The sequence below is a fragment of the Bacillus sp. 220_BSPC genome, assembly GCF_001054655.1.
GTDB lineage: Bacteria > Bacillota > Bacilli > Bacillales > DSM-1321 > Peribacillus > Peribacillus frigoritolerans.
The window spans coordinates 1-6782 of record NZ_JVPL01000181.1 but is presented as its reverse complement, the minus strand read 5'-3'; the positions used below and the strand labels follow the sequence as shown (position 1 = coordinate 6782).

At 39.2% G+C, this 6782-nt stretch carries 4 protein-coding genes, 1 tRNA gene and 1 riboswitch; of the genes, 4 read left to right on the top strand and 1 reads right to left on the bottom strand.

What is annotated here, in order from left to right; genetic code table 11:
- Positions 1 to 328 precede the first annotated feature (328 nt).
- The gene (locus ADA55_RS12830; RefSeq protein WP_048684399.1) at positions 329 to 1666 is read right to left on the bottom strand and encodes an alpha/beta hydrolase family protein; all 1338 of its coding nucleotides are present in this window, start codon (positions 1664 to 1666) and stop codon (positions 329 to 331) included.
- Positions 1667 to 1949: 283 nt separating this feature from the next.
- Positions 1950 to 2115, top strand: a riboswitch (M-box (ykoK) riboswitch).
- A 267-nt stretch (positions 2116 to 2382) separates the two neighbouring features.
- Between ADA55_RS12830 and mgtE the strand changes: the two genes are divergently transcribed.
- The 4 genes from mgtE to ADA55_RS12810 all read left to right on the top strand — a co-directional run bounded on the left by mgtE (position 2383) and on the right by ADA55_RS12810 (position 6214).
- A complete protein-coding gene (gene mgtE / locus ADA55_RS12825) occupies positions 2383 to 3741 on the top strand; it encodes a magnesium transporter (protein WP_176702821.1) in 1359 nt (452 codons plus the stop codon).
- 327 nt (positions 3742 to 4068) lie between these two features.
- Positions 4069 to 5097: an NADP-dependent oxidoreductase gene (locus ADA55_RS12820; protein ID WP_048684398.1), complete on the top strand. Its 1029-nt coding sequence runs from the start codon at positions 4069 to 4071 to the stop codon at positions 5095 to 5097.
- Positions 5098 to 5537: 440 nt separating this feature from the next.
- On the top strand, positions 5538 to 5951 hold the full coding sequence (locus ADA55_RS12815; RefSeq protein ID WP_048684396.1) for a YbjN domain-containing protein: 414 nt from the start codon (positions 5538 to 5540) through the stop codon (positions 5949 to 5951).
- A 189-nt stretch (positions 5952 to 6140) separates the two neighbouring features.
- Positions 6141 to 6214: transfer RNA gene (locus tag ADA55_RS12810), tRNA-Gly, on the top strand.
- The last annotated feature ends 568 nt before the right edge of the window (positions 6215 to 6782 follow it).

Here is a 6782-nt window from a genome sequence, read left to right as displayed (position 1 = left end):
CCGCGGGCGGTCGGGGAGCCTCCTCGGCTTGCGCCTGCGGGGTCTCCCCTGGACTCGCTTTTCCGGCAGGAGTCTCGCACCTTCCGTTCCAATCAACTATGTTTTAATTTTTAGATAGAACCCTATAGAATTTATTTAAAATGCTTTTAACTCATCCAATAAACTATTCAATTCAAGTTCTTAATGATCTTCATTTAATTTTAGTAATACAAACACTTATGGGATAACCAGGGCTAAGATGATATAACCTAAAAAGATTATTCACCCTAGTATTGAAGGCACGAGAATCATTTGAGTGATCTTTGCAAACCCGGGGGAGACACAATTCTCAATTGGTATTTTTATTTTTACTGGTGATGTCATTTTTGTTTAAAAATTCAATGATTCCACTCACCAATCCAGAGGATAATGGCAGTTCAGGATTTGTATAGGTTGCTAAATTCCCTGCTCGATCTGCAGGGGCTTCTTTCAATACATGATTCATCTTTTCGATTATAAGTAATTCTGAATCGCTTTTTTCTTCATGTAACGCTTTTGCATTAGTTGCCGGCACTTGAATGTCTCTATTGCCGTTTACGATTAGAACAGGGATATTCAGTTCCTTTACTGATTCTAGCGGGTTATATTGAATCCAAGAAATCATGTAAGGTTGAACAGAGGGGCGGAATACACTTTGCAGATCAGCACTGACAGTCTCGACTTGTTTTCCTTGTTTTAGCTTTGCCAGTATATCTTTGGATTCCGTTAATAACGACGGTGTAAGCTGCTCTTCAAGCTGTTTCATGAGAACTTGGTCAATAGGTTCCCCTGCACCCGCCAATGAAATGAATATGTCTGTTTCTGTTTTCTTTGCGGCTGCCATTCCAATTAAAGAGCCTTCGCTATGGCCGATGATGCCGACTTTGGAAAAACGGCCATCCTTTTTGGTAAATTGGACCCAGGCAGCTGCATCATCAATATACTGTTCAAATCTCAGGTTCTCTTCTTTTCCTGCCAATTGCATATTTTCACCAATTCCGCGCTTATCATACCTGATGCTTGCAATCCCTTTTTCTGCAAGACTTTCGGCTAACATTTTCAAACTATTATTTTTTCCGGGAGTTGCAATGGTGTTACCATCTTTATCGGTCGGCCCGGAACCCGCAATTATAATCATCACAGGAAAAGGCCCTGCATGTTTTGGTGTTTCTAAAAGGCCTTTAATGGTTCCGTTCTTTAAGTCGGCCTGCACGATTTCACCTGATTCTTTTTCTTCAACTGCCTGATCGGATTTCTTGAGCAATTCAAAGGGGAAGGCTTGCCCTTTTTGAACAAATGTTCCTGAAATCTTATCCTGATTTACTTTCCCATCAAACGTAATTTGCTGATTTTGGATTTTCATATCAAAAAACAAGTCTGATTCACTTAACTTTACACTTGTTAAGGGGAATTCGTTCAACCCTTGTACAGGAATACTTATCGTTCCATCTTTCTTCGTAAAATGAACAATGATTGGAAGCGGTTGATTTGGGATCTTAATATCTCCTTCCCATCTGCCTTCAATAGCTTTCAATGAGCTCACTTCCTTCGATTTCTCTTCCACCTGTACATCGTCCTTGGTTCTGCAACCTGCCATTAATAAAGCAGCACTTACGATAATACATATAATCGACAAAAGTCTTTTCATTTGAGCCAGTTCCTTTCTTAAAATAATTAGACTCAGTCATTGGATATCCGTCTTCATTATAAGGAATTTTTAATATAAAATTCCAATATTTGCCCTTGTTTCCGTTTGTTTTTCCACACTTTTATCTTTTTTGAAGAGGTAGGGACATTCACTCACCATCTTAATCCGGGCGCAAAAGTCGGTGTTGTTTTCATTAGAGGTCGGAAAACCAGGTCAAAATTAGAATGATTTGAATCAAATATTGACATCTAAAAGAAACTCTTTTAGAGTGAATGTGTAAATTAAATATCCTCGTTAGGTGAGGCTCCTGTGTAGGAGATACGCTACTGCCCAAAAATGTCGAAAGACGCCAATGGGTCAACAGAAACCATCGACATAAGGTGGTTTTTAATGTAGCTGGCTTTGTCCTATGCCACACAGTGCTAAAGCTCTACGAATGGAGGAACTGGATTTATGCTTGTATTTGTCATTCAGTCATATAAGGCTGTTTGTATTTGTCATCGAGACAATGTACGCATATATACCGTATTTAACACCTTCATTTGTAATGGAGGTGTTTTTATTTTTTCTTGGAGGTGAGGGATTTGGAGAACTATTCACGACGGCATACTCGTGAATGGAAACAAGATTTTGGAAGGGGAATAATAATATTTTTTTTATTCTTAATATTTAAGGGAAATATTTTTTGGCTCCCCTAAAAAGGAGTGAGAGACAAGATGATAAAAGTCCTGACGGAAGATCAAATGACTTTACAAATCATAAAGGTATTAAAAGAAGGAAAAAAGAAAGAATTTCAAGCGATATTGGAAGAACTCCAACCATATGACATTGCGCGAATTTTTGAAGGGCTCCCAGAAAAACACCATACACGCTTCTTGTTGTTACTCGATTCAGAACAAATCGCTGAGCTGATTCAAGAAGTTGAGAAAGTCCATCAATTAAAAATTCTTAGTAAATTGGGAATAGAGAAATCCGGCCATGTAATGGATTTAATGGATAATGATGATCTAGCTTCATTGTTAGAGGACCTATCCCCTGGAAAAATCGAAGAACTTCTTTCTGGCATGAAACAAGAAGAATCAAAAATCGTTCAAAATATCATGAATTACCCCCCTGAAACGGCAGGGCGAATCATGACAAACCGTTTTGTATGGATCCCCCAACATTATTCGGTGCGTGAATCAGTTGAAAAACTGAAAATCTTTGCGGAGTTTTCGGAAACGATCAACTATCTTTATGTAATAGATAATGATAAAAAATTAGTAGGTGTTGTCTCATATCGGGATTTAATAATAAATGATGAATCTGAAAAAATTCAAGATATTATGTACAGCCGGGTTATCTCCGTATCCGCATATGAAGACCAAGAAGAGGTAGCTCGTGTTATTGAGCGATATGATTTTTTAGCAATTCCAGTAGTAGAAAAAAATAATGAGTTATTAGGAATTGTAACCGTCGATGATATTATTGATGTTGTCATTAAGGAAGCGAATGAAGATATTGAAAAATTATCGGCATCCGGTAAAGCTATAGACTTTGACACGAAGGCGCACGTGGCCGCGTATCGTCGGTTGCCCTGGCTTATTTTGCTTTTATTTATCGGATTAGTGTCTGGAACCATTATAAGCGGTTTTGAAGAAACCTTGTCCAAAGTTGTTGCACTTGCCTTCTTTATGCCGATGATCGCAGGGATGACTGGAAATACAGGTACTCAATCTTTAGCCGTTGTTGTAAGAGGTCTAATCACTAGTGATACGGATAAAGGAGTCGTGACCAGGCTCATTATACGGGAACTGAAAGTTGGCTTGATAATAGGCATCACCTGCGGAATATTAATTTCCATCATAGCTTATGTTTGGCAGGGAAATCCCGTTCTGGGATTAGTGGTTGGAAGTTCGTTGGTGATGACCCTGATTATCGGGACTTTAGCTGGGACCATTATTCCTTTGATATTATATAAATTCAACATCGATCCCGCAGTTGCTTCTGGTCCGCTAATTACAACACTGAATGATATACTCTCGTTACTTATTTACTTTGGAATGGCAACGATGTTCATTTCAAAATTGATGTAGACTATCCACGAATTAGTTCATTAAACTGGTTAATGAGAAGAAGGGGCAGTAACCCTGCCAAGCAGACAATAAAAATAGATTATTTCAAGCTGCGGCCTTTCCCCGGTATTCAATCGGGGAAAGGCCGTTTAATTTTTCTGGAGGGCGAACCGTTTATCGAAATGAAAAACATTGGACATAATAGGCTGTAGCAAGTTTGAGGTTTTCAGGAAAGGCTACATAAATAGTGTTATGGAAGCGATAGCCAATCATATTCTTTGACCTATGAACTTCATCAGTGATACGCTTCTTTTCGAAATTACGTATTCAAACCAAGGAGGAACAATGATGACACAAACCAAACAACAAATAATCACCCTGGCAAACCGTCCGAAAGGTATGCCTTCGAAAGGGGATTTTAACTTTGTTGAAAGTGAAGTTCCCACACCGAAGGATAATGAGATTTTAGTACGTACACTATATTTATCTGTCGATCCATACATGCGTGGCAGAATGCAAGATACCAAATCATATATTGCTCCATTTGAATTGAATAAGGTCATCACGGGCGGCGTTGTTGCCGAAGTTGTTGAGTCCAAATCGAATTCCTTCAAACAAGGGGATGTCGTTGTTGGGAATATCGACTGGGCAGAATACACAGTTGTCACTGAAAAGGAAATCCGTGTGATTGATCCCAAGGTGGCTCCTGTCACAACTCATTTAGGGATTCTTGGAATGACCGGTTTAACTGCTTACTTTGGTTTGCTTGATATTGGTAAACCTCAAGAAGGTGAAACGGTAGTCGTTTCAGGAGCGGCTGGAGCAGTCGGTTCAGTAGTCGGACAAATTGCTAAGATTAAAGGTGCGAAGGTTGTTGGCATCGCTGGTTCAGATGAAAAACTTGAGTATTTAACGAAAGAGCTAGGATTTGATGGAGCCGTAAATTATAAAAGTGATAGTTTTGCAACAGATTTAGCCAATGCTGTTCCTGATGGAGTCGATGTTTATTTCGATAATGTGGGCGGCGAGGTGTCCGATGCTGTTTTTACACTTTTGAATGCGAATGCCCGAATTCCATTATGCGGGGCGATTTCCTCATATAACGCGGAAGGAAAAGATCTAGGACCGCGTCTGCAATCGGCAATGATCAAAACCAGTGCACTAATGAAAGGTTTCACAGTTGGAAATTATGCCGCTAGATTCCAGGAGGGTGCTACGGAATTAGGTAAGTGGCTTCAAGAAGGAAAGCTGAAGTATGAAGAAACGATTATTGAAGGGTTCGAAAACACACCGGATGCATTTTTAGGTTTGTTTAAAGGAACGAACCTCGGAAAACAGCTTGTAAAAGTTGCGGAACCCGAATTCGCTCAACTATAAGTTTTATGGAAATAAAGCTGAGGAAGGTCCTTCGTTGTGATTTTTAAGCAGCTTATAACAAAAGCGGCCTTTTTTCGTATTCAATCGGGAAAAGGCCGTTTTCCTTTCAAGTTAAAATTTGATCCTTCTTACCCTTAGTGGTATCTTTTGATCCATATGAAGGATATTGCTTTGTGCTTGGACATATATACCCTTTGAAGGATACTCAAAAATCCGCTAGGAAATTTTGGACCTGCAAGGAGCGCTTCAGTTTTGCGGAGCAGCAACTGGCTAATCAATCTAATTGATCCTATTATGGGAGTTCAAATTTGACTCCCTTTCTTTAAATGAGTGATTATTCGGCCTTATTAATAGGATGAAATTGGTAGGTTTATAGAAAAGTCTGTAAAAATGCCAGTTTTCATTATAAAATGTAATTACAAAGAGAAAGGTGATGAACCATGTCAAACGTTGCTAAATTTCGTGATTTTTTAAGTAGTGAGAAAATCTATATGAATGAGTTGAATGAAGATGGCACCACCTTTTTTAGGGCAGAGCAAAAGTTAAAGGATGGCTGGAAGGTCCTTTTAGTATTTGCTTTCAATCAAGATGAAAATGTGGCGGACTTATTTTGCTTTAATGTCGCCGAGTTGAAGAATCCTGAAAAGAAACAGGATGTACATACACTATTGAATGAATATAATGCTAATTTCAGGTATTCCAAACTGTATGAAGAAAATGGGACCATTTCCATTCGTTATTCATACTCCATTGAGGGGGATATCGTACCTGATCTGGCGTTCAGGAAGTTAATCATGCTGCTTGAAACGGCACAGCAGGTTTATCCGCGGTTAATGGAAGTCATTTGGTCTTAAATCACCATATAGGATGAAAAAGTTCTCTTCAATCAGGGGACTTTTTAACATTTTTACTAGAGTGAATGAATATATTAATTTTACAATACGCTAATTATTAATTTTTTAAAAGAACTATTGCATTTTTTCACATTAGACTATATAATTAATTTTGTTGATTGGTAATTCGACAAACTTCTACAAGAATATGCGGGTGTAGTTTAGTGGTAAAACCTCAGCCTTCCAAGCTGATGATGAGGGTTCGATTCCCTTCACCCGCTCCAATACATACTCATAACGTAGGGTTTCGTTACCTGGAGAACGAAGCTTTGCGTTTAAATATTATTACAAGAATTCTACTGTTTACAGTGGGATTTTTTTATTGTCCAAATTGCCTGCATTTCATCGAAGCGGTAATACAGTATGTCATACCCGAAAAATTTTGATTATCCTTCATCCGGGAATTTCGATGCAGCACAAACTTAGTCAATATGATTAACTGCGTTAGTAGAATCAGTTTGAATAAGTTTGTGCTTTTTTGTTAATGGGGAAGAGAAAGGCGTGCCAGGCTTATGTAGCATCAATGATTATCAATCGAAAGGCAGAAAGTAACCATTGTAAATCGGCTAGCCGGGACCCCGGAGACGTTTACTTTGATGAGGCTTCGCAGACAGTCGGAGGGAAGGGAATAATTTCTGGGTAAAACGGAAAGTGTTTTTGAGGGTTAGCAAATCTGATCGTTGATTTCCACTACAGGCACTCGCTTTCCGCGGGCGGTCCGCCCTTGGCTCTCGCCTCCGGTGTCTCCCTTGGCCACGCTTTTCCCGCAGGAGTCTCGTACCTTACGTTCCA

What these genes read in the sequence shown, in the direction of transcription:
- ADA55_RS12815 (WP_048684396.1), top strand. Translation starts at nt 5,538, where the DNA reads ATGTCAAACGTTGCTAAATTTCGTGATTTTTTAAGTAGTGAGAAAATC.
- ADA55_RS12830 (WP_048684399.1), bottom strand. Translation starts at nt 1,666, where the DNA reads ATGAAAAGACTTTTGTCGATTATATGTATTATCGTAAGTGCTGCTTTA.
- mgtE (WP_176702821.1), top strand. Translation starts at nt 2,383, where the DNA reads ATGATAAAAGTCCTGACGGAAGATCAAATGACTTTACAAATCATAAAG.
- ADA55_RS12820 (WP_048684398.1), top strand. Translation starts at nt 4,069, where the DNA reads ATGACACAAACCAAACAACAAATAATCACCCTGGCAAACCGTCCGAAA.